Below are 22878 nucleotides of genomic sequence, written 5' to 3'. Positions count from 1 at the left end.
CGACCGGATACACTGTACGGGGGACCATAATATTACTGATGAAATTCATTTCGCGAGGCTGGAGGGGCCGTTCACATGAGAGGATTTGCCGCGGAACGTTTTTCCGCCGGTATCGCTAATCGTTTCCTACCAATGGGCATCGGCGGCAGCGATATGTATCGACAGCAGATCCTCGATCACTACAAGAACCCACGCAATTACGGCGAGATCGAGGACGCGACGTTCACCCACGTCGGCGAGAATCCGATGTGTGGCGACACTATCGAGATGGATGTCGTCCTCGACGACGACGAAGAGACTATCGACGCCGTCGCCTTCCAGGGAGATGGCTGTGCGATCTCCCAGGCGTCGGCGTCGATGCTCTCGGAGCGACTCGAAGGCATGTCGATCGAGGACTTAGAGGCGCTGGATCGTGACGACGTCATCGATATGCTCGGCGTCGATATCTCGCCGATGCGCGTCAAGTGTGCTGTCCTGGCTGAAAAAGTCGCCCAGGACGGCGCCGAAATTTACTTCGGCGAGAAAGACCTCGAAGAGACGACGACTGAAGACGACGATCCCGAATAACTCCCGTCTCGTCATTCTGGTGCGTGGACGATCGTTTCGTGGCCATCGTCACCGACGAGCGTGACGTCGTGATTCGTGTGGCGGGCGTGCGTTGCTGCCCACCGACGGGCGCCACGTTCTTCTAAGCGCTGTACTGATTCGGGACAGTGCCGACAGTCTGCCTGCCAGACAGCCAGTCCATCCGGGAAGTGCCCGGTGTGTCGCTGATGATCGAGCGCGAACTGCTCGATCGCTTGGTTGCCAACGGCCATCGCTTCGAGTTCGTAGCCGAGGTCCCACTCGCGTCCGCAACGATCGCAGCTCACGGTCGGGACGTTTTCCTCGCTCGCTGGTGGCTCCTCGTCAGTTTTGCGGTCTGCCATCGCCTGTGATAGGCTCGGCGAAGGCTTGAAGCTGTGTTTCGATCCCGAGCGAGGCGATCGTCCACTCCGAGAGATAGCTCTCGGGCGGGGGAAAACGGCTTCAGGCCAGGAAGACGTGCCGTGGTCGATCAGCGAGTACCTCACGGCCCCATTCGACGGTATCACGGAAGTCTTCGGAGCGGAAAAACGCCATCGCGTCCTCGCGGCTGGCCCAATTCGAAGCGATGAACATGTCGTTCTCGTTTTCGTGGTTGACCAGTAGTGCGGTGCCGTAGTGGCCGTCCATCGTCCCGAGCGTTTCACCGACAGTCTCGAAGGTCTCGAGGAATTCCTCGCGGTACTCCGATTTGACGGTGTAGAACATCCCCATCGTCCCGAACCCTTCGCCTTCACCGGCCCGGCCGACGACTTCCGGTAGGTCAGCGAGGGCGTCTCCGGCCGCTTGGGCTGCTGATTCGGTTTCCCAGCGGCTCACGACCGCTGTCGGCTCGGTATCGTCGACGGCCGCAACCTCGCCGGGTCCGGTCTCGTAGACCGCTGTCTCGATGTGAGCGTCGTCGGCCCGGAACGTCTCCCGGAGCTCGGCGACGTCGCTCATTAGTGACTCGATACCGGCCGTCGAATAGACGACCAGTGCGTAGACGTCTTCGCCGTGGGGCTGGCCGGCGTAGACGTCGTGCTCGGCGAGCTCACGCCTGATAGCCTCACTGGCGGTGTCGGTCCCGTCGTCTGTGGTACTGTCCTGGGCAGACGACGCCTCGTGAGAGTCGAGTACCCCGCCGTATCGTTCGTCGATTCCCGGCAGATCACCCAGGAAGCCAGCAGCGGTCTCGGCGGCGTCTTCGGCCGTCCACAGCGACGCGACCGCCGAACGCCCGCTCGAGGCTCGTACGACTGTGGCGACGTGTCGGTCGTAGTGATCGAAGTTTTCCCGCAACCCGGCGACGTCCTCAGCCAACTCCTGGGCGTCGACATTCGAATAAAACAGGAGGCCATACTCGCCACCCTCGTAGTCCGCTCCCTCACGAATACCAAGCTGGAACAGTCGCTGTTCGAGGTCGTCGACAGTCGCATACTCGCTGTCCGAGACATCCGGTCGAGAGCCGCCCCCCGGATGCCCGCTGTCACCGTCATCCTCCGGTTCGGCGTGGGGATCGTCACTCTCTGAGGCCTGCTCGGCGTGGGGATGGCCGTCGTCGGTCGCTTTACCGTGTGGGTGGCCCGACGTATCGCCGTCGTGCTCGACGGCATCGGCCGGCGTTGCCGGCGCAGCCTGCCCCTCAGCGGTCTCACCCGTCTCAGGGGCGATCGCATCTCCAGCGAGATACGCGTCGAGGTCCGCCGGGGCCAGTCGACGGCCGATCGTGAAGGGGCCAAACTCGGCGTACTTCGAACTCGACGGGTCAAAACGCATCTCGTAGAGCAGATCCTTGACGTCGGTGAGATCGTCGGCCCACAGCGTCACGCCCCACTCCCAGTCGTCCAGGCCGATCGCACTGGAGATCATCTGGGTGACCTTGCCGGCGTAATCGCGACCGATATCCCCGTGGGCGTCCATGTGTTCGGCCCGTTCCTCGAAGGGCAGGTCGTACCAGTTGTACTCCGGTTCACGCCGTTTGTCCATCGGATAGAAGCTCACGTGCTCGGCGTCTGGGATGTCGGGTTCGATCCGTGAGCGCATGTACTTCGCGAGGCCGGAACTCTCGTCGAGATCACCGTCGAAGAACTCTCGGGCACGCTCGGAGTACCCTGATGCTTCCGTCACCGAGACAAACGAGTCTGTTCGCTCGGTAAACCTGGCTAGTGTCGTCTGTTCGAAGGCCCGCTCTAGGTGATCGAGAGCGGCGGTCGTCGGTCGCAGGTGGACGAACATGAGATCGGCTTCCTGGCCCAAGACACCGTAGAGTGCCGATGTGCCTTCTTGGGCATCGGCCACCGAAACCGCGTCTTCGAGGTGTTTTTGGCCCTCTTTGAGGGCTGCATCCCGCGTTCGCTGGGGTGCGTCCCGCCAGTCGTCCCACGCGATCGTTCGGAAGTCGTGTAGCACGTACCACCCTTCCGCCGTGGGCGGCGCTTTTCGTCTGCTCATGGTACTCGGTGGTTCGAGCCTCTTGGTAAGGAACCTTGCCCTCCCGACAAAGCCGCCCCCTTCCGATCGACTGCGAGGGTTGCAGCCGAGGGGAGGGTTTTAACCGCCGACGGCAGTCAGAGTCCAGTGTGAGCGAGGACCGCGACGACGGAGAGCTGCTCGCCCTTTTAGAGGACGATTATGCTCGAGCGATCCTCGCAGCCACGAGTGCCCAACCCATGTCAGCCGAACGGCTCAGCGAGCGGTGTGACGCCTCGGATTCGACAATTTACCGGCGCGTCGACCGCCTGCAAGACCACGATCTGCTCGACGAACAGACGCGGATCGATCCGGACGGTCACCACTATAGCGTTTACATTTCACAACTGGAGTCGGTGACCGTCACGTTCGAAGACGGCGACTACCGGATCGACCTGCAACGACGCCAACCCACGGCGCCGGACCCGGCGGACCGATTCACCAGGATGTGGCAAGATCTATGATCGATCTCGTTCCCGTCGAGGTGGCGACGATCTCGATTCCGCTGGCGTCGGCCGCTCTCGGCCTGGTGATCGGCTATCAGGCCTATCGGGGCTTTCGTCGCCACGACAGCCCGTCGATGCGCTACCTCTCGCTCGGGTTGATACTGTTGACGGCTGTCTCCTATTCGCTTGCAGCGTTCGGGACGCTGTTGATCCGCTGGCGGCTCTTGCCCCTTGCTGCCGAGACGCCACTCCTGCTCGTGGCCCGAATTACGCAGTTTGCCGGCCTGGCGTTGATCACCTACTCGCTGTATCGACGTCCGTAGGGCGGACACCTGGGTTGGGCACACCCTTTGGCCGCTGCGGCCGGCGTCGGCACCGTCCAGTCTAGACGAGTAGCTGGGGGGCTGTGGACCACAAAGCGGGCCAAGCTGGGTACAACCTGGGACGCCAATCGAAAAGTGGGCACGGGCAGTCCGTCGCAGTCTCGACGGAAGTTCTGTAAACCGGCGGATTGGAGGGCCGATGGCGTCAACCGGGATCCGGCAATACACGCTTGGTCCTGGGTCCCCTTAGTACACGAACCTGACCTTCCGGTCTGGCAGCCCGGGGAAAGGTTTAAACCCACTCACGAGAGCAGGAGCGGCCCAAACAGCATGAGCATGAGGCTGGCAAACATCACCAGCCCTACCGAGACCGTCACGGTCCGGACCACCCAGCGCTTTGCAAACGGCGTCCGACTGGTGATCGCTTCCGCACTTGCCCGCAACAGGTGACCGCCGTCCAGTGGGAACAGTGGAATCAAGTTGAACACACCCAGGTTGACGTTGACCCAGGCGGTCCAAAAGAGCAAATTCGCGAGCGTGAACACGCCTCCACCCAGGAACGCGAGCGGTCCGGAGATCGTATAGAAGTTCGTTATTGGCCCCAGAAAGCCGGCGAAGTTGTAGGGAATGATCGCATTCGCGACAGTGGCAAAGGGCAGCGTGACCATCGAGAGGATCTGGCGGCCGAGGGGGAGATTCGTGTCTGCTCCGCCATTGCCGCCGAGAATCGTCAAATACGCTTCTGCGGGGTACTCTCGGATACCGAAGTCGTCGATAGCAACGCCGCTGATCCCCGGCTGGATGCCGGTGACGCCGAGAAAGCCACTGTCATCGCGCGGATTCTCCCCGAGCGTGACGGTGAATGGCTTGAGGCGGCCCTGGACGGACGCTTGCACCTGGACCGACTGGTTGGGAACCGTCCGGTCGAGGGCGGTAGCGAGATCCGTCTGGGAGACGATCCGTTCGCCACCGAAGCGTGTGATGACAAGCGACCCGCCAGCTGGCGCGCCAGCCTGTGCAAGTGGCTTGCCCGGGGCGACGCGACTCACGTACGCGCCGATCGGTCCCGTGGTCTCGGTCCCATTCTCGGTCTGTAGGGTCGCTATCGTCCGGTTTTCGAGTGCGGCTGTCATCTCAGTGACCGTCGAGACGGCTGTCCCGTTGACGGCTGCGATCCGGTCGCCGCTGTCGACGGCGAGTGGCCCGCTCTTTAGGGCCGACGTGACGAAGACGGAACGTTCGATCTGGACAGCCTGGCCGTCGTGGACGGACACGGTGACCGTTTGTTCGTCCGTCTCAGCGAGTGTCTCCGTGAGGGCAGTCCTGTTCGAGACTGGAGTGCCGTCGACGTCGGTGATGACGGTCCCTTGCCCGAGGCCCGCGGTGTCGGCCGGCGAACCGGGAATCGCACCACCGACAGCGACGCCGCCGACGGCCTGAATCGACCCGGCGACGGGACCGAACAACAGCAATAGCGCGACGATTGCCAGTGCGAAATTGTTGGTGACGCCCGCCGCGAACATCCGCGTTTGCGCACCGCGATCGGCGTCCTGGCGGTCCTGTTCGTCGGGTTCGACGAAGGCACCGATCGGAATGATGGTGAACAGTGCCAGCCCCATCGACTCGATATCGATGTTTTCGACTCGGCACAACAGTCCGTGGCCCCCCTCGTGAACGACGAGCGCGAGGACCAACCCAAAGATGATCTCTGGGGCCGCTGCCAGTGGGAGGAAATCGTTGAATCCGGGGATCACCAGCGCGTTTTTGGGCTCTTGGATCGGGTTCGTCCCTGGTTGCTGGAGACTCATAATCCCGGAGACCACGACCGTCAGAAACATGCCGACGAGGACCAGCAGGCCAAAGCCGATCCCGACGTTGGCCCAGGCTCGAAAGAACCGGCGGTGGCGCGCCAGGCGATCGAGCAGTGCCTTTCCACGCTCGGTATGAATCGTCGTGATCGGCCCGGAGACGTGCAAATACGAGGGCAGATACCCGCGGCGTCGAAGGGCACCCATCCCAGCGACGTAGGCGAGAACGCCAGCGAGGACGAGCGTGAGCGTATCGACCATCTACCGGTGTGACGGGTTCACCAGCCAAGAGAATTGCGTCATCTCGTCTCCGTGTCCACTCGGCACCTGCCGTGAGATGCGCGACCAGTACCCGACAACACCACCTTACCCGAGCACTTGCCCCGCGAACAACATCGCCATGAGGCTGGCGAACATCACCAGCCCCACCGAGACCGTCACGGCTCGGACCGCCCAGCGCTTGTTCAACCGCGTCCGGGCGACGATCGCTTCTGTCCCTGTTCGCAGCAGGTGCCCACCATCGAGCGGAAACAGCGGAATCAGATTGAACATGCCGACGTTGACGTTGATCCAGGCGGTCCAAAAGAGGACGTTTGCCAGCGTGAACACGCCCCCGCCCAGGAACGCGAGCGGCCCAGAGAGCGTATAGAAATTCGTCACCGGCCCCAGGAAGCCGGCAAAGCCAAAGGCACTAGGATCGAGCAGCGAGATGAACGGGACCATCAAAAACCAGAAGAACTGTTCGGCAAACGACAGCGAGAGTCCAGTCCCTTCTCCACCCAGAACTGCGAGGTTCCGCTCGGTGGGATACTTCTGGACACCAAAGCCAAAGTCCCCGACCTCAAGGCCAGAAAAGCCGGCTTGTAGCCTCGCGACGCCGAGGAACGCACTGCCGTCGTCCGGATGTTTGCCGAGCGTAACGGCATACGTCGACCGATCGCCCTCGACGTACGCTTCGACCTTGATCTCGTCGCCGGGGGCCGTGCCGTTCAACGCCGAGAGGAGGGCCGCTCTGTCTCGCGTCCGATCGCCATCGACGCGCGTAATTACTGCTGGTTTCCCAGCCGGCACACCGGCGCCTGCAAGGGGTTCGCCTTCGAGGACTGTGCCCACGTATGCACCGACCGGAGCGGTCGTCTCGGTGCCATCGGGTGTCCGGAGCGTCGCTACTGTCCGGTTCCCGACGGCCTTCCGGAACTCTTGGAGCGTCTCGATCGCGGTCCCGTTGACACTGGCGATCGTGTCGTTGGCCGCGAGGTCGAAGGGCCCGTCGACGACCGCCCGCGTCACGACGACTGACCGTTCGAGCGGGACTGTTCCTTTTTCCTGGAGTGTGATCGTCGTCTCGTTGAGGCCCGTGATGACGTCTCCGCGCTCGATTCCAGTCTGATCAGCCGGCGACCCCGCGGCGACGCCACCCACCGCGACACCGTCGACGGCCTGAATCGACCCGGCGACGGGACCGAACAACAGCAATAGCGCGACGATTGCCAGTGCGAAATTGTTGGTGACGCCAGCGACGAACATCCGCATCTGTGCGCCTCGGTCGGCGTCCTGGCGGTCCTGTTCGTCCGGATCGACGAAGGCACCGATCGGAATGATGGTGAACAATGCCAGCCCCATCGACTCGATATCGATGTTTTCGACTCGGCACAACAGTCCGTGACCGCCCTCGTGGACGATCAGACCGAGGGCAAGCCCGAAGATGATCTCGGGGGCGGCTGCCAGTGGTAGAAAGTCGTTGACACCCGGGATGACGAGGGCATCGGTCGGTTCTCTGATCGGGTTGGCCGACGGTTGCTGGAGGGCGAGGATCCCAGAGAGGACGACAGTACCGAACATGCCCACGAGCACGAGCAGCCCGAATCCGAGGCCAACGTTGGCCCAGGCCCGAAAGAAGCGACGGTGGCGAGCCAGCCAGTCGAGGAATGCCTTGCCACGCTCGGTATGCAGTGTCGTGATGGGACCCGACACGCGCAGAGACGAAGGGAGATATCCCCACTGCTGGAGTGCCATCGCCCCAATCGAATACGCGAGAATCCCAACCAGTATCAGCGTAAGCGTCCCGACCATCGTATCAGTGAAGAACAATTCCCCTCAAAAAGGCGTTGCGATCGCTGCTCAGCGCTCGCGGCGCAACCGACCGACGACGAACTCCTGATCTAACGCCGCGAGGAACGGCCCGAGCTTTGGCCCTTCATCGAGGTCGAACAGCAACCGATAGCCGGCCGAAAAGAAGTCGCCGACGTCTAGGTCGTATTCGTCGGCGAGTTCGTAGATCCGACTCTGGATCGCCTCGCCGTCTTGCCCTGCCGCGACGAACTCGGCGAGATCGTCCAGTGCGGCTGCCGTCTCGGTGTCGAACTCGACGGCCGGGAGTTCCTCGCGTTTGAGATCGTAGTTGAAGGCGTTGTCCGTCCGACGCGCCCACGTCCGGGCCTTCTCGACGCGAGCGAGGGCGTCTTCGACAGCCCACGCCGGCGCATCATCGGGAATGTGGCCCTCGCGCCGGGCGATCTCTTCCCGGAGGTCGGGGTCGTCGGTCATGGCCAGTACGGCGGCGAACGTGTAGGGAATCCGGACGCGTTCTTCACGCGGGTTCCCAACGGCGATGGGGTAGACCTGTGTGGCCCGCTCGCGCTCGTCGGTGTCGGCGTCGATCTCGCCGAAGTACACCCGTTCGAGGCGGTCGAATTCGTCGACGAGCTGATCGATGTTGGCGATATTGAAGTCACGCTGTTTGCGTGGGTCCTTACAGAAAAAGTACCGGAACACTTCCGGTTCGAGCAAGTCCAGGACTTCCGCGGCCGTGACGACGTTCCCAGCCGAGGAGGACAGCGCATCGCCGTTCAGCGTGAACCACTCATAGACCATTGCGACCGGCGGCTCGACGTCAAGGACGTTCTGGGCGATGTCGACACCCGACGGCCAGGACCCCTCGGCGTGATCCTTGCCGAACGGCTCGAAGTCGACGTTGAGGACGCTCCACTGGGCCGGCCACTCGAAGCGCCACGGGAGTTTCCCGTCTTGGATGCCGACTGTCCCTTCGTGGCCACAGCCCGCAATGGTCTCGTCACCGACAGTAACGTCCTGGCACGTATACGAGACCGTCCCGGCGTCGGGATCGACGTCGGTGATGCCGTCCGTGAGGATCCCACAGGACTGGCACTCGGCCTGGAACGGGACGTAAGCCTCCCCGACGCTGTCTTGGTAGTCGGCCAGCACGTCACGGGCTGCTTGCTGGTTGGCCAGAACGTGTTTGGTAAGCTCCTCGAACGTCCCGTCTGCGTACAGATCGGTATTCGAGACGACCTCGATCGGGATATCGAGCAGCTCCGCACTGCGAGCTAGCAGGGTCGTGAAGTGTGCCCCGTAGGAGTCACAACAGCCGAACGGGTCTGGAATCGCCGTATAGGGTTTGCCCAGATTGCGCCCGAGCGCGCCCGCGTCAACGTCTCCCAGTTCGACGACATTCCAGTCGAGATCGGCGAGCCGCCGGGGCAGCTTCCGCAGCCGGTCCTTGTCGTCACTCGTGAATACCTGCCGAACGTCGTGCCCACGATCGCGCAGGACTTCCGCGACGACGTACCCACGGACGATCTCGTTGAGGTGGCCGATGTGTGGGACACCTGACGGTGAGACTCCGCCCTTGATCACGATGGGTTCTGTCGGCTCACGCGCTTCGATCGCGTCTGCGACGGCCTGTCCCCAGAACGCGCGGTCGCTCTCTTCGATTGTCGTGTATGGATCGTGCTCAGTCATGGTTCGGTGGCGTCGATAGACAATCGCGTTCTGCGTTTACGTTCCGGTACATTGCATACACTAGGCGTCGTGGTCCGGAACGATCTCTGTCCCCTCGTGGGCGTCGTCCAGGACGGCGTTGACGATCCGCTGGGGCTCGCTGCCATCGAGGACAATGGCCCTGATGCCGGACCGTTGGATGAGCTTGGCAGCCAGCAGATCGACGGGTGCGTTGCTCCCGGCGTTCATCTCGATATCGGCGATCACATCGACCAGCTTGCCGACAGACAGCTCGTCGAACTTTGCGGCGTCGGGATCGACGTCCGGATCGGCACTGAACACGCCAGGCACACTCGTCGCATAGACGAGCAGATCGGCATTGACGTACTCGGCGAAAGCCGCGCCCACGGCGTCAGTCGTCTGGCCGGCGACCATGCCGCCCAATACTGGCAGGTCGCCCCGTCGAAGGGCCTCACGACCAGCTTCGTAGCTTTCGATCGGTTCGGGGGCCGCTCGATCGCCCAGTGCGGCGATCAACAGCCTGGCGTTTAGCCGTGTCGCGGCGATCCCGATATGATCGAGTTCCATCTCGTTGGCGTCGAGTGCCCGCGCTGTCCCGATGTAGTCTCTGGCGACGCTGCCGCCACCAGTGACAGCGCCAACCTCGTGGCCAGCAGCTGCCAGTTCGGTCAAGGCCTCTGCGTGTTCGGCCACGCGCGCTTCGTTCAGATCGGGCGCGAGTACGCTCCCACCGATCGAGACGACTATCTTCATTGGGTCGCCGTAGCTTCGATTCACTCTTAAGGGTTGTCAAGCAGTGCGTCTACGGCCCGTGTGAACCGACCACTCGATGGCCCAGAGCGTCACTCTCTCACGCCGAATGTGGTAGTATACCCGTGATTTCGACGGTTTGCATCTGGTCTACGGCGAATATATTCTCAATATACTACTAAGAAACAATCTCTAAGACACTCTTATGAAAAATCTTATCGGATCTAAAAACGTCCTAAAAGGTACCAGTTCACGACGTCGGTGCCTAAAACGTCCCGAACCAACCCGAAGCTTCTCCCCTATATATACTCCTCCATGCAATACTGATGGGTGAGGTGACTCACATGAGCGCAGAAACCCAGCCCTCCGGGGAACGCGACGAGACCGCAACAGCAAACAAAGAAGAGCGACTCCGCTCGTTCCTCAAGCAGAAAGCCGCCGACGGAGAGATGTACTTCAAGAGCAAGTTCATCGCTGACGAGGTCAATCTCTCACCAAAGGAGATCGGGGCACTCATGGTGAAATTGCGCGAGTCGGCGAGTGACCTCTCCGTCGAGAAGTGGTCGTACACGAGCGCCACCACCTGGCGCGTCGAACCAGCCTGATACGTCCACCACAACTACGTCCGGTCTGTCCACCACGACCGCCCGCATGGTCCTCCCGCCGGGCGGTGCTCGTGTGCCGTTTTGGCCCAGTCGGGCGTCGGTGTTTTACGTGCGAAATCCCTTATCCACATACTGATGTCTGCCGAGGAGTCGTCCGACGATCCACCTGCTGTTGGTGCCCTTGCGTCAGCCTTCCATGCCTATCGAGTCGAACGCGAGGGGGAGACGGTCCGGTACATCGGCGAGCCCCTGGTCTCTCCGCGAGAGCTCGGCGAGGAACTCGCCCCGCTGTTTGCCCGTCGTGGCTACGAGATCACTGTCGAGCGACGCAACGACCGTCAGGGTGCACCAGCCCCCTACGCTATCGTCGCTGAGCCGAAATCGGTCGGTGTCGATGGCATTCCCTGGGGGAACGTCATCATGTTCGTGCTCACAGTGGTCACGACGCTGTACGCGGGCACGTGGTGGTATCACATCGATCTGGCGAACGATCCACTGGCGATCGTCGAGGCCTGGCCCTTTACCGCGGCCGTCCTTGGCGTCCTTGCGACCCACGAACTCGGCCACTACGTCGTCAGCCGGTACTACAGCGTCGATGCTAGTCTGCCGTACTTCATCCCGGTGCCGCCACCGATCGGGACGATGGGTGCCATCATTCGAATGCGAGGGCGCATTCCAACTCGCAAGGCACTGTTCGACATCGGCATTGCCGGCCCGCTGGCCGGCTTGATCGCGACGATCGTCGTGACAGTTATCGGATTACAACTGGATCCAATCACCGTCCCGGGATCAGTTGCCCAGGCAGCCGGGGAGGGAGGCGGCTACATCCGGTTCAACGACCCACTCCTGATGGACCTCTTGGCTGATCTGGTCGGGCAGCCGACTGACTATGCCAGCGACCCGACCAAAGCCGTCAACCCAGTCGTCTTCGGTGGCTGGGTCGGCATGTTCGTGACGTTCCTGAATCTGATCCCCGTTGGCCAACTCGATGGCGGACACATTCTTCGTGCCGCGCTCGGTAGCCGCCACGAGACTGTCGCGGCAGCCATTCCAGGGCTGCTCCTCTCGCTTGCCGCCGGCCTGTACTTCCTGACGGACTACACACACTCGGTTGTACTGTGGGTGATCTGGGGCGTGATCGCGTTCGTCATGGTTCGGGCAGGCTCGGCAACCCCCCTCGACGAAGCGCCGATCGGCCCCTGGCGATGGGGACTGGCTGCAGTGACCGTTGGCCTCGGGGCACTTTGTTTCATGCCAGTACCGGTCGAAATAGTCCTCGCTTGAGAAAATTGCGACCGAACAACGAAGGCTTTTCACTGGGTGCCAAATTACGAATCAGTGATCATTGTGCTGTCCCTCCCAGAGCCGTTTCTGTCGTTCGTCCGGTGGTTCCCCGAAGAGTTCTCTACCTGGAGTGTCCTCAAACGGGAGGCCAAAACCCGTTTTGTGAGACCGTTCGTCCGTAACGAGATCGACGCAATCTCGTTCGTCGATCGGGACTGGGATTCGCTGGTCGTCTTAGACGCGTGTCGCTACGACATCTTCGACGAGCACAACCCGTTCGAACGCGAGGCCAAACGAGTCCACTCCAACGCGAGTCATACCGGCGATTTCTTGCGCCGCAACTTCGCCGACAGCCATCCGGATACGGTCTACGTGACTGCGAGCCCGCAGGTAGCCCAGCTCGGGGGTGAATTCGCCCACGTCGAGCACGTCTGGCAAGACGACTGGGACGAAAGTGAGCGGACCGTCTTGCCCGAGAAGATGACCGACCGCGCACTCGAACTCGCCGATCGGTTCCCGAAGAAGCGATTGGTGGTCCACTACATGCAACCCCACTTTCCGTTCATCGGGCCCACAGGAGAGAACTTACACTCACAGGGCTCGTTTCTGAACGGGCATCGGAACCGTACGTATCCGTCTGTCTGGGAGCGACTCGACGCTGGCGAGGCTGACATCGAACTGGTCAGGGACGCCTACGCGGAGAATCTAGAAGTCGCGTTGCCGGCCGTCGAACGATTAGTCGATACCCTCGATGGGAAGTCAGTTGTCACCAGCGACCACGGCAACCTCTATGGAAAACGCGTTTCCCCACTCCCAGTCCGGCTGTACGGGCACCCACCAGGAATCCCCGACCCGGAGCTGACGGCCGTTCCGTGGGTCGAGTTGCCTTTCGAATCTCGGCGTGACATCACCGCATCGACGACGAGCGCCGCTGAAACGGACTCCGGGCGCACACAGGAACGATTACGCACCCTCGGCTACGTCTGACCGAGGAGACGACCCTCTCAGAGTGGCTGTACCGAGAGGCGTTCACTCGGCCTCCCCGTGCGTGTAGCCACGGTCGGGCAGCGAGTCACCTGCGAGTGTCACACTCTTGTCCGCCGTGACGTGACCGATCGGCGTCAGCCGAACTGGCGAGGCTTCGCGGGCCGCAGCGACCTCTTCCGGCTCGATCGCACAGACGAGTTCGAAATCTTCACCGAAGAACACGCCCAGTTCCTGACGCTCTGTCTCGTCGGCCGCCACCTCTTCGACCACATCGTCGATCGGCAACGGCGAGTCGATAGCGATCCCGACGTCGCTCGCTTCGGCGAGTTGATGCAGCGAGCGGGCGAGCCCGTCGCTGGAATCCATCATCGCCGTTGCGTACTGACCGAGAACACGACCAGCAGCAACTCGGGGCACAAACTGGAAGAGATCGTTGCCGCGATCGGCTTCTCCGTCGGCGAACAACGCGAGTGCGCCGGCCGTCCGGCCGAGTGTCCCGGTCACACAGACGACGTCACCGGCTTGTGCGCCCGACCGCAAAACGGGTGTGTCCGTCCGTCCGACCGCAGCCGTTGCCGCCGAGAACTCCGGGTGTTCGTCGAGATCGCCGCCGACGTATTCGCCACCAACCGCCTCACAGACGTCGCGTGCGCCATCGACGAAGGCGAGCAATTCCTCGTTTTGCAGAGACGGGGCGGCGTAGACGGCGACCGCGGCGACCGGATCGGCCCCCATCGCCGCAATATCCGACAGTGACGCGCCGACAGCCCGCCACCCGGCCGTATACCGTGTCGTGCCGGCGGGAAAATCAGTCGACTCGTGGAGCATGTCGATAGTTACAACCAGATCGTCGACGACTGCTGCGTCGTCACCGACGGGCCCGAGCCGGTCGGCCAGTACCGACAGGGCGGTCCGCTCGTCCATACCTGCGGTTCGGTTCGGTGGTATTAACACCCGACGATGACGGGTGAGACGAACGTGGCGCTTGCCACACGCCAACAGCGCTGCGGGTTTCGGTGGGTTCAAGCCGACGGTGACCCAGGGACACGGACATGGAGGCCGATCGCCAGACGACGATCGCCGGGTTCGCAGGTGCCGGTATCGTGCTGGCAATCCTGTTCTGGGTCGTCGGGATCGGAGAGATGACTGCAATACTCGGGCGCTCGGACCCCTACGCCCTGATTGGTGTCGTCGCGTTTTCGGCGTGCTGGATGATCTGCTGGGGGCTGTCGATGCATACCGTCCTCGGAGCGATCGGCGCACCTGTCGGCCGACCGACGGCGGTGCTTGCGTTCAGCGCGTCGATGTTCACGAACGCGATCACACCGTTCGGGCAGGCAGGTGGGGAACCGATCGCGGCACTGCTCATTTCCGAAGCCGCCGACAGCGACTACGAGACCGGACTGGCAGCGATCGCCAGCGTCGACACCTTACACTTCGTGCCGTCGATCGGTCTCGCAACCGTCGGGCTAGGCGCGACCGTCGTGCAGTCGGTGGCACTAACGCAGAACATGTATTTCGCCGGATTCGCTGTGGCATTGCTTGGCAGTGTCTTCCTCGTTGGCGTCCTGCTCGGGTGGTTGTATCGGCAGAAAATCGAACGTGTCGTCGTGCGTGCATTCACGCCGCTCATTCGACGAGTTGGGGCCGCAATCCCGATATTCGAACCGCCTACGAAAGCCGATATTGAGGCGAGTATCGAGGGGTTCTTCTCGTCGATCGATCGTGTGGCGACGAGTCGACGAGCACTTCTGTTGGCCTCGTTGTTCTCTCTGATCGGCTGGCTGTCGTTGTCGGTCGCGTTGTGGCTGTCGCTGCTGGCGATCGGCTACACCGTCCCGTTCGTCGCTGCGCTGGTCGTCGTCCCCGTCGGAAGTATCGCAGCCGTCACACCGTTGCCGGGTGGGCTTGGTGGGATCGAAGCGGCGTTTATCGGACTCACGATCTCGACGACGAGCGTCGCCGCGTCCGTGGCCGCTGCCGGCGTCGTGATCTATCGAGTGGCGACCTACTGGCTACCGTTGCTCGTCGGTGGGAGTTCTGCTGCGGTTCTGGGCGCCCGGCGGCGACAGTCAGACTGACTCGACAGTGTTCGTGGCAACCGTCGCTCCGCGAGACGATGCGCTTAAATGACGCCACGGGGAAGAAGACGGTAATGGCGACACTCTACGACGTTCCGGCCGAAGACCTCATCGAGGCCGTTGCCGAGGAGCTACAGGCAGCAGACCCAATCGAAGCCCCCGAGTGGCTCGAGTACACCACGACCGGCACGGGCCGCGAACTGGCCCCCGAACAGGACGACTTTTGGGAGCGCCGCGCTGGCAGCCTCCTGCGGAAGGTGGCCGTCGACGGGCCTGTCGGCGTCGGCACGCTCGCGACCGCCTACGGTGGCACCAAACAGGGATCGAACCGCTATCAGGTCCGACCGAGCCAGCAGGCTGATGGCAGCCGAAATATCGTTCGAACGGCTCTTCAGCAGCTCGAGGACGCGGGCTACGTCCTGACTGCTGAGGGTGAAGGGCGACGAATCACCGCCGACGGTCGTGCGCTGCTCGACGAGATCGCCGAGGATGTCCTCGAAGACCTCGACGATCCCGCACTCGAACGGTACGCCTGATTACCGTCGCCGATCGAGTCGATTCTTCTCGCAGTAGCGTAATCGTTTTGCCCGAGACCCGACAACGTTCGAGCACCATGAGTGGCGAGCCATCCGACGACGAAATGGAACGACTCCGAGAGGAGCGAATGGAACAGCTACGTGAGCAAAAAGAGCAACAACAGGGTGGTGACGGCGGCGGCCGCGAAGCTGCCCAACAGCGCGCCGAGGCCCAGAAGAAAGCAGTCCTCCGCAAACACCTGACCGACGACGCGCGAAAGCGCCTCAACACGCTGAAAATGTCGAAACCCCAGGTCGCCGAGCAAGTCGAGAGCCAGATCGTCGCGATCGCCCAGAGCGGGCGGATCCAGGGCAAGATCGACGACGAGAAGATGCGCCAGTTGCTAGAAGAGATGACGCCCGATTCGAAGAGTTTCGACATCAAACGTCGGTAATGGACCTGGCGCTGTGTTTCAGCGGGGGCAAGGATTCGGCCCTGGCCGCGTTGCTCGCAGACCCCTTCTTCGATGTGACGCTCGTGACGGCCTCGTTTGGCCTCACTGACGCGACCGCACACGCCCGTGAGGCTGCCAATACCCTCGGGTTCGACCACGAGACGGTGGGCCTCGAGCGAGCCATCGCTCAACAAGCGGTCGAACGCATGGTCGAGGACGGCTATCCACGCAACGGTATCCAGCAGGTCCACGAAGCGACTCTCGAAGCGGTGGCCGCGGCTGGGTACGACGCCATCGGCGACGGGACCCGACGTGACGACCGCGCGCCGACGGTATCGCGACCGTTTGCCCAGAGTCTCGAAGACCGTCACGACGTCGAGTACGTTGTGCCCCTCGCTGGCTACGGACGGAGCGCCATCGATACTCTCGCGGCCGAGCGGCTGGCAATCGAACAGGGGCCAAGCGACTCGCTGGCCAAAGGCGATTACGAACACGAACTCCGGACGCTACTGGCAAGCGAACACGGCAACAGCGCCGTCGCTGAGGTCTTTCCGGAACACACCCAGTCCGTCGTCCGGGGTCGCCGAACGTAACTCGCCGAATACTGCGACGACGGCTCTCGTCGTCTGCATCGACAGCGACGAGAACCACGATTACCCGCGTCAGTCGCCCCCAGGGATCGCCCAGTCGCCGGCCGCGATCGTATCGACAGCATCGTCGAGTGTTCGCTCACGACGATCGAGGTGGACGTAGCCCATACCGGTCCGAGCGGCGAACTCGCGATCGCTGTCACGATCGCCGACGTAGACGTACTCGCCGTCCCCGAGCGCGTCGGCGACGGGTTCGAACATCGCGGTGTCGGGTTTGAGATGGTCCAGTGCTGCCCGTGAGTGGCCACGGCCGACGGTGACGACGAACTCGCCGGCCAAGTCAGTCGTTTCGAGAAAGGCGTCGACGACGGCCTGTGGCGAGTTGCTCACGCAGAACAGCGTTTCGTCCGTTACTCGATCGAGGGCGTCTATATCAGCGTAGGGGCAGATCTCGCCAGTTCTGATCGCCTCGACTTTCGCCTCAGTGTAGTTGCGAGTGCGGACCTGCCAGAGCCGGTCCGGCTCGACGCCGAACTCGTCGGCGACGGATTCGAGATCCGCCAAAGCGTCGGGATAGAGGCTGCGGCGGTTGGCTTCGTTCTGCTCGACTGCCAGTTCCGCGAGCGCATTGTCGAGCCCACGATCCAGCCACGAGAGGTCAGCCGCCGAATCGAGTAAGACGCCGTCGAGGTCGAAGCCGACGTTCATCGTCGGGGCCTCCGGCCGTGACGGCGAAAAGCCCACCGGACAGGCGAAAGCCCAAAGCCAGGGACGGTCGAATCCAGTCCGTGACCGCGAGACGCGCCTTCCGGATCGCCTACGACGGCCGCTCGTTTCACGGCTTCCAGCGCCAGCCGGAGGTGGCGACCGTCTCGGATGCGATCCTCGACGCGCTCCGATCCCTGGACGTGATCGACGAGACTGTCCCCGACTGGTACGCTGCCGCCGGTCGGACCGACGCCGGCGTCTCGGCGCTGGCCCAGACTGTGACGATCGAGGGGCCGGCGTGGCTCTCGCCCGCCGCACTCAATAGCGAACTCCCGGCGGCCGTCCGCGCCTGGGCGAGCGCCGACGTGCCTGCCGACTTCCACGCGACCCACGACGCTGTCGAGCGGGAGTACACGTACCATCTCCACGCGCCGTCGGCGTCGCTGTCACGCGCCAAGGGAGCACTGTCGGCGCTGTCCGGCGAACACGACTTCCACAACTTCACCCCGGACGCGACGGGCACGGTTCGGGACCTCACCGGTGACGTCGAGCGTGACGGGGACTTCCTGGTCGTTGCAGTCCGTTCGGACGGATTTCCCCGACAGTTCGTCCGGCGGCTCCTCACCGTTCTTAAGGTGGTGGCGAGGGGGGTAGCTGGACGCGAGCGGATCGAACACCTGCTCGACTCTGATCCCCTCGATGGCCCAGATGGCGTCGCCCCGGCACCGCCGGAACCACTCGTCCTGACGGACGTCATCTATCCGGACATCGCGTTCGAACGCGATCCAGACGCTGTCGAAAGCGCCCGTGATGTCTTCGACGGGCGAGCGATCGACCATCGAACGAACGCCCGGGTCGGGAGCGCGATCGCCGACGGTATCGACGACTGAGCGTCCCGAAAAGCGCGAAAAACTGTTCCGTCGTTACTCCATCGCGTCGGGCGTCACCAGCGTGTCGCCTTCGAGGTAGTGCTCGATGTGGTGGGCGTCGTCTTCGACGTGGACGATGTTCTCGCGGATGATCTCGGCGCTGGTCGGGTCGCCGAGACTGTCGAACAGTTCGACGTGCTCCCGGAGCGTCTCGATGATGTCGCCGTACATCTCCAGGTCGTTCTCTAAGGACGTCCGGATGTCGTAGACGTCCTCGTCTTCGGGTTCGACCGGCGCTTTGGCCTCCAGGGTTGCGCCACTGGCGTGGGGAACGCCACCGAGTGCCTGGACGCGCTCTGCGAGTTCGTCGGCGAACGCCTCGGCGTTCTCTGCGGCTTCGCCCAAGAACAAGTGGAGGTCTCGGAACTCGGCACCCTCGACGTTCCAGTGGTGCTTGCGCAGTTGGTGATAGAGGACGTACGTGGCCGCCAGGTCCGTGTTGAGTGCCTCGACGATCTCTTCGGCGCGCTCTGCATCCATCCGGAGTCCTTCGGAGCCTTCGACTTCGCCTTCCTGCTTGAGTACGCGTTTGTGACTACTCATACATACAGCCGTTCTAGCGCCATCCACTTAAAGATTTCCCGTTCGAAAAATATCTTTTCCATCTCAAAAATATTCGTTTGTCTATTGCTGTTCCAACGTTTGGACGCCTCGTACTACCGGACGGTTCTCTGTCACGTTCCGCCGGTACCAGCCCCAAAATGCCGAGGAGGGAATGCCGCCCGGCGCTCGGTGTAGTGATAAATCAAACCCACTACTTCCGGCAATTCATGTGTGGTATCTATCTCGAATGGGTATTTTGAACACAAATGTTTTTCAATACCTGGTACAATAGGACCAAACTACACACGGTGATCCATTGTGCCCGACATGCAAACAGCTGACATCGATACGGACCTCAGCCTATTCAAATACGACAATCTCTCACAGTTGCCGCCGGCGTACCGAGACCTCGATGCGGACCAACGGGAGCGTCGGATCGAATCGGCACTCTCAGAACTGGGCGAGGACGTGGTAATCCTGGGCCACAACTATCAGCGCCAGGAAATCGTCGAGCACGCCGACTTCATCGGCGACTCCTACCAGTTGAGCACGGAGGCCGCACAGTCCGACGCCGAGTACGTGCTCTTTGGCGGCGTGACGTTCATGGCCGAGTCGGCGGATATCATCACCGACGACGACCAGCAGGTGATCCTCCCGAGCATGGAGGCGTCCTGTCCGATGGCCGGGATGGCCGAGGCCCTTCAGGTCGACTCGGCGTGGGCGAAACTCACGGCCGCGACAGACGAGGAGGTCATCCCGATCTGTTACATGAATTCCTACGCCGATCTGAAGGCCTTCTGTGCCGAGCACGGCGGGCTGGTCTGTACCTCCTCGAATGCGGCTGAGGCCTTCGAATGGGCCTTCGAGCGCGGCGAGAAAGTCCTCTTCCTGCCCGATAAGCACCTCGGGACGAACACGGCCTACGACCTCGGTCGCGAAGACGACGTGCTCGTGTGGGACCCGTGGGCCGACGACACTGATAGCGAGGCGATCCGCGAAAACGACGTGATCCTCTGGGAGGGGTACTGCCAGGTGCACGAGCGCTTCCGTGCCGAGCACATCGCAGGCGTCCGGGAGGACCACCCCGACGCGAACGTGATCGTCCACCCTGAGTGCCCCCGCGAGGTCGTCGAGGCCGCCGATCGGGTCGGCTCGACGGCAGACATCACCCGCGCCGTCGAGAACGCCGATCCCGGCGAGACGTGGGCCATCGGGACCGAGATTCACCTCGCCAACCACCTCGATCGCTGGCACCCCGACGTGGAAGTCGTCCCACTGTGTGGCGACGCCTGTATGGACTGCAACGCCATGCGCCAGATCGATCCCAACTACCTGCTGTGGGTGCTCGAAGAGTTAGTCGAGGGCCGCGAGCAGAACGTCATCGACGTCGATCCGGCGACGGCCGATCGCGCAGAAACCGCACTCGACCGGATGCTGGAGCTATAACTATGACAGATCAACAGACAACTGCGGTCCTGATCGTCGGCGGTGGCATCGCAGGGTGTGCGGCCGCGCTGTCGGCGGCCCGGAAAGACGCCGACGTCACGCTTGCGACGAAAGCCCGTCGCCCGGAAGACGCCTCGACGTGGTGGGCACAGGGTGGCATCGCGATCTCTCGGGACGATCCCGAACAGTTCAAACAGGACATCATCGACGCCTCCGCAGGTACCGCCGATCCCGACGCAGCGGACGTCCTCGTCGAGAACGCGAACGATGCCGTTCGTGACGTCCTCGTCGAGACCCTCGAGGTGCCTTTCGACACTGCAGAGAGTACCGAGGAAGCGTTCGACTTCGGCCGCGAGGCCGCCCACGACGAGGATCGCATCCTCCACGTCGACGCCTCGACTGGATCCTACGTCCTCGAACGCTTCCTCGCGTTCGTCGACGACCACCCCGACATCCGCGTGCTCGACGACACGGCCGCGCTGGACCTCATCACCCACGAGGGCGAGGTCCGCGGTGCGTCCCTCGAATCCGATGGTGAGGTCTGGCCGGTCTTCGCTGGCGCGACCGTGCTGGCGACTGGCGGCATCGGTGACCTCTACCCCGCCTCGACCAACCCGGCCGGATCGACTGGTGACGGAATCGCGATGGCGGCACTGGCCGGTGCGGACATCAAAGACATGGAGTTTGTCCAGTTCCATCCCACCGTCTACGTCGAGGATGGCGAGACGCTGCTGATCAGCGAGGCGGTCCGGGGCGAGGGCGCAGTCCTCCGGAACGGCTACGGCGAGCGCTTCATGCCGGCCTACGACGAGGCTGCCGAACTCGCTCCACGCGACGTGGTTGCACGGGCAGTCAAACGGGAACGTCGGTTGAGCGGCGAAGTCCTCCTCGACGTCTCGCCCGTCGACTTCGAGAGTCGGTTCCCCGATCTAGTCGAGCAGTGTGAACGACGCGACATCGACTGGAAATCGGGTATCCCAGTCCAGCCAGCCCAGCACTTCCTGTGTGGCGGGGTCGCTGTCGACGACCGGGGGCGAACCTCTCTCGATCGACTGTACGCCGCCGGTGAGTGTGCCCACACCGGCGTCCACGGAGCCAATCGCCTCGCGAGTACGAGCCTGCTGGAAGGGCTCGTCTGGGGCCTGCGGGCCGGGACAGCAGCCTCCGGTCGTGCCCCGGCGCCGATGGACGTGCCAGACCTGGACGACCGCGATCCGTCTCTCCCCGACTCGTTCGCCCGCGAGAAGTTCACCCGGCTTCGTCGGGTCATGGACGAAGCCGTCGGCATCGAGCGCGATCCGGCGGAACTGGATGGGGCGCTATCCGTGCTCCGGCGACTCAAGGGCGAAGTCGATTCTTACACTCGCACGCGTACGTCGCGGTCTCTGTACGAACTCCGCAACGCCAGCGTCGTCGCGCTGTTGGTGGCTCGGGCTGCGGCCGAAAACGACGAGAGCGTCGGGACGCACAATCTAGTCGAACCCGACGCCCCGCTCGCGGAGTGAGACCCGTGCTCACCGATTCGACGATCGAGACCTGGCTGCGCGAAGACGTTGGCCACCACGACGTGACGAACCACCTGCCGGGCGAGACAGCGGGGCGTCTCGTCGCCAAAGAGGCGGGTGTCGCGGCCGGAATCGACGCCGCGAGTGCGGTCTTCGAGTATCTGGACTGTCCGGTCGAGTCTGCTGTCGAGGACGGAACGGCGATCGAGCCAGGGGACGTCCTGTTGTCGGTCTCGGGACCGACGCGGGACGTGTTACGCGGCGAGCGCTCTGCGGTCAACGTCGCGGCCCACGCCTCGGGGATCGCGACGAAAACCCGCCAAGCAGTCGAGCAGGTACAAGAAGTGAATGGCGACGTCTCGATCGCTGGCACCCGGAAGACGACGCCGGGGCTGCGCGGGATCGAGAAGCGTGCAGTCGCCGCGGGCGGCGGTGACACCCACCGCCTGGACCTCTCTCAGATGGCGATGGTCAAGGACAACCACGTCGCCGAGATGGGACTGGTGGGTGCTGTCGAACACGTCCGCGAGCAAGCTTCCTTTGCCACCCAGATCGAAGCAGAGGTCGAATCGCCCGCGGACGTGCCCCGAGCCGCCGGGGCTGGGGCGGACATCGTGCTGCTGGACAATATGTCTCCCCAGGAGTGTGAACGAGCCGTCGGGCTTCTCGCCGAAGACAAACACGGCGACGTGCTCACGGAGGCCAGCGGCGGGATCACGATCGAGACGGTCCCGGCGTACGCGGCGGCTGGCGTGGACGTGATCTCGATGGGGTCGCTAACCCACTCCGCTGACGCGCTCGATCTCTCCTTCCGGACGGATGGAGATTAACCCTCGAGTAGGCCGAGTTCGTCGGCGATGAGGTCTGCAAGCTGATCGGCCACGTCGGGATCGACCTCGGCAACCGGCTCGCCGTCGTGCATTCGCTCGTTGTGCGCCTCGAGTTGGTCAGCCAGGTCAGACAGCGGGATCTCGGCAGTGGTCTCACACTCCTCGCAGACGATCGGGACGTCGGGCTCGTCGTCAGTCATTGCCAGTGAGTTTGACGGCCAGTGACAAAACGTCCCCGAATCGACGATTCCCGCTCGGGAGCGAACACACAGCAA

General features: G+C 62.9%; 24 protein-coding genes. 14 read left to right on the top strand and 10 right to left on the bottom strand.

The features are described from left to right. The first annotated feature begins 132 nt into the window (after positions 1-132). Positions 133-567 (top strand): Fe-S cluster assembly sulfur transfer protein SufU, encoded by a 435-nt coding sequence (sufU, locus tag FR699_RS05845; RefSeq protein ID WP_154551339.1) that lies wholly within the window; start codon positions 133-135, stop codon positions 565-567. Positions 568-578: 11 nt separating this feature from the next. Here sufU and FR699_RS05840 read toward each other — a convergent pair whose 3' ends face one another. Continuing rightward, positions 579-929, bottom strand: coding sequence for a hypothetical protein (locus tag FR699_RS05840; RefSeq protein WP_158854686.1), 351 nt, complete (start codon positions 927-929; stop codon positions 579-581). 100 nt (positions 930-1029) lie between these two features. Continuing rightward, the gene (locus tag FR699_RS05835; protein ID WP_154551341.1) at positions 1030-3018 is read right to left on the bottom strand and encodes a heme-binding protein; all 1989 of its coding nucleotides are present in this window, start codon (positions 3016-3018) and stop codon (positions 1030-1032) included. Positions 3019-3146: 128 nt separating this feature from the next. Here FR699_RS05835 and FR699_RS05830 point away from each other — a divergent pair, with 128 nt between their 5' ends. Both FR699_RS05830 and FR699_RS05825 read left to right on the top strand, forming a co-directional pair. After that, on the top strand, positions 3147-3500 hold the full coding sequence (locus FR699_RS05830; RefSeq protein WP_154551342.1) for a helix-turn-helix domain-containing protein: 354 nt from the start codon (positions 3147-3149) through the stop codon (positions 3498-3500). Then, positions 3497-3805 (top strand): hypothetical protein, encoded by a 309-nt coding sequence (locus FR699_RS05825; protein WP_154551343.1) that lies wholly within the window; start codon positions 3497-3499, stop codon positions 3803-3805. The genes FR699_RS05830 and FR699_RS05825 overlap by 4 nt, the downstream gene beginning before the upstream one ends. A gap of 302 nt (positions 3806-4107) precedes the next feature. Here the strand turns inward: FR699_RS05825 and FR699_RS05820 are convergent, their stop codons facing one another. The 4 genes from FR699_RS05820 to pyrH form a co-directional block, all read right to left on the bottom strand. Then, positions 4108-5874: a site-2 protease family protein gene (locus tag FR699_RS05820; RefSeq protein ID WP_158854684.1), complete on the bottom strand. Its 1767-nt coding sequence runs from the start codon at positions 5872-5874 to the stop codon at positions 4108-4110. A 105-nt stretch (positions 5875-5979) separates the two neighbouring features. Further along, complete coding sequence (locus tag FR699_RS05815) at positions 5980-7686, bottom strand: site-2 protease family protein (RefSeq protein ID WP_158854681.1); 1707 nt, start codon at positions 7684-7686, stop codon at positions 5980-5982. Between the two features lie 48 nt (positions 7687-7734). Beyond that, complete coding sequence (lysS, locus tag FR699_RS05810; RefSeq protein WP_158854679.1) at positions 7735-9375, bottom strand: lysine--tRNA ligase; 1641 nt, start codon at positions 9373-9375, stop codon at positions 7735-7737. 60 nt (positions 9376-9435) lie between these two features. Continuing rightward, the gene (gene pyrH, locus FR699_RS05805) at positions 9436-10128 is read right to left on the bottom strand and encodes a UMP kinase (protein WP_154551346.1); all 693 of its coding nucleotides are present in this window, start codon (positions 10126-10128) and stop codon (positions 9436-9438) included. Positions 10129-10469: 341 nt separating this feature from the next. On the opposite strand from pyrH, the gene FR699_RS05800 reads away from it, so the two are divergent. The 3 genes from FR699_RS05800 to FR699_RS05790 all read left to right on the top strand — a co-directional run bounded on the left by FR699_RS05800 (position 10470) and on the right by FR699_RS05790 (position 13001). After that, entirely contained in the window at positions 10470-10730 is a 261-nt protein-coding gene (locus FR699_RS05800; protein WP_154551347.1) for a hypothetical protein, read from the top strand. A gap of 135 nt (positions 10731-10865) precedes the next feature. After that, positions 10866-12014 carry a site-2 protease family protein gene (locus tag FR699_RS05795; protein WP_158854677.1) on the top strand — a complete coding sequence of 383 codons (1149 nt, stop codon included), beginning with the start codon at positions 10866-10868 and terminating at the stop codon, positions 12012-12014. A gap of 54 nt (positions 12015-12068) precedes the next feature. Beyond that, positions 12069-13001: an LTA synthase family protein gene (locus tag FR699_RS05790; RefSeq protein WP_233263375.1), complete on the top strand. Its 933-nt coding sequence runs from the start codon at positions 12069-12071 to the stop codon at positions 12999-13001. 42 nt (positions 13002-13043) lie between these two features. Here the strand turns inward: FR699_RS05790 and thiL are convergent, their stop codons facing one another. Then, on the bottom strand, positions 13044-13925 hold the full coding sequence (gene thiL / locus FR699_RS05785) for a thiamine-phosphate kinase (protein WP_154551349.1): 882 nt from the start codon (positions 13923-13925) through the stop codon (positions 13044-13046). A 128-nt stretch (positions 13926-14053) separates the two neighbouring features. On the opposite strand from thiL, the gene FR699_RS05780 reads away from it, so the two are divergent. From FR699_RS05780 to FR699_RS05765, 4 genes are all read left to right on the top strand, one after another. Beyond that, positions 14054-15082 carry a flippase-like domain-containing protein gene (locus tag FR699_RS05780; protein WP_154551350.1) on the top strand — a complete coding sequence of 343 codons (1029 nt, stop codon included), beginning with the start codon at positions 14054-14056 and terminating at the stop codon, positions 15080-15082. 74 nt (positions 15083-15156) lie between these two features. Then, on the top strand, positions 15157-15618 hold the full coding sequence (locus FR699_RS05775; protein WP_154551351.1) for a 30S ribosomal protein S19e: 462 nt from the start codon (positions 15157-15159) through the stop codon (positions 15616-15618). Positions 15619-15695: 77 nt separating this feature from the next. Then, positions 15696-16052, top strand: coding sequence for a DNA-binding protein (locus tag FR699_RS05770; RefSeq protein WP_154551352.1), 357 nt, complete (start codon positions 15696-15698; stop codon positions 16050-16052). Beyond that, a complete protein-coding gene (locus FR699_RS05765; protein WP_158854675.1) occupies positions 16052-16645 on the top strand; it encodes an asparagine synthase-related protein in 594 nt (197 codons plus the stop codon). The genes FR699_RS05770 and FR699_RS05765 overlap by 1 nt, the downstream gene beginning before the upstream one ends. Positions 16646-16714: 69 nt before the next feature. On the opposite strand, the gene FR699_RS05760 is transcribed toward FR699_RS05765, so the two are convergent. After that, complete coding sequence (locus FR699_RS05760) at positions 16715-17350, bottom strand: HAD family hydrolase (RefSeq protein WP_158854673.1); 636 nt, start codon at positions 17348-17350, stop codon at positions 16715-16717. 80 nt (positions 17351-17430) lie between these two features. Here FR699_RS05760 and truA point away from each other — a divergent pair, with 80 nt between their 5' ends. After that, the gene (gene truA, locus FR699_RS05755) at positions 17431-18240 is read left to right on the top strand and encodes a tRNA pseudouridine(38-40) synthase TruA (RefSeq protein WP_158854671.1); all 810 of its coding nucleotides are present in this window, start codon (positions 17431-17433) and stop codon (positions 18238-18240) included. 33 nt (positions 18241-18273) lie between these two features. Here truA and dpsA read toward each other — a convergent pair whose 3' ends face one another. Beyond that, positions 18274-18822, bottom strand: coding sequence for a DNA starvation/stationary phase protection protein DpsA (gene dpsA, locus FR699_RS05750; RefSeq protein ID WP_154551356.1), 549 nt, complete (start codon positions 18820-18822; stop codon positions 18274-18276). A 327-nt stretch (positions 18823-19149) separates the two neighbouring features. Here dpsA and nadA point away from each other — a divergent pair, with 327 nt between their 5' ends. From nadA to nadC, 3 genes are read left to right on the top strand one after another with little or no spacing between them, the layout of a single operon-like run. Then, positions 19150-20268 carry a quinolinate synthase NadA gene (gene nadA / locus FR699_RS05745; protein ID WP_195837617.1) on the top strand — a complete coding sequence of 373 codons (1119 nt, stop codon included), beginning with the start codon at positions 19150-19152 and terminating at the stop codon, positions 20266-20268. A gap of 2 nt (positions 20269-20270) precedes the next feature. Continuing rightward, positions 20271-21773 carry an L-aspartate oxidase gene (locus FR699_RS05740; protein ID WP_154551358.1) on the top strand — a complete coding sequence of 501 codons (1503 nt, stop codon included), beginning with the start codon at positions 20271-20273 and terminating at the stop codon, positions 21771-21773. A gap of 5 nt (positions 21774-21778) precedes the next feature. Continuing rightward, on the top strand, positions 21779-22603 hold the full coding sequence (gene nadC / locus FR699_RS05735; protein WP_158854669.1) for a carboxylating nicotinate-nucleotide diphosphorylase: 825 nt from the start codon (positions 21779-21781) through the stop codon (positions 22601-22603). On the opposite strand, the gene FR699_RS05730 is transcribed toward nadC, so the two are convergent. Then, complete coding sequence (locus FR699_RS05730; protein WP_158854667.1) at positions 22600-22803, bottom strand: hypothetical protein; 204 nt, start codon at positions 22801-22803, stop codon at positions 22600-22602. The two genes, nadC and FR699_RS05730, sit on opposite strands and share 4 nt — an antisense overlap. Positions 22804-22878: the final 75 nt, after the last annotated feature.

It is taken from the genome of Halorhabdus sp. CUG00001 (assembly GCF_009797925.1).
GTDB lineage: Archaea > Halobacteriota > Halobacteria > Halobacteriales > Haloarculaceae > Halorhabdus.
The sequence above is the reverse complement of the archived record's forward strand: the minus strand, read 5'-3'. Positions and strand labels throughout refer to the sequence as shown.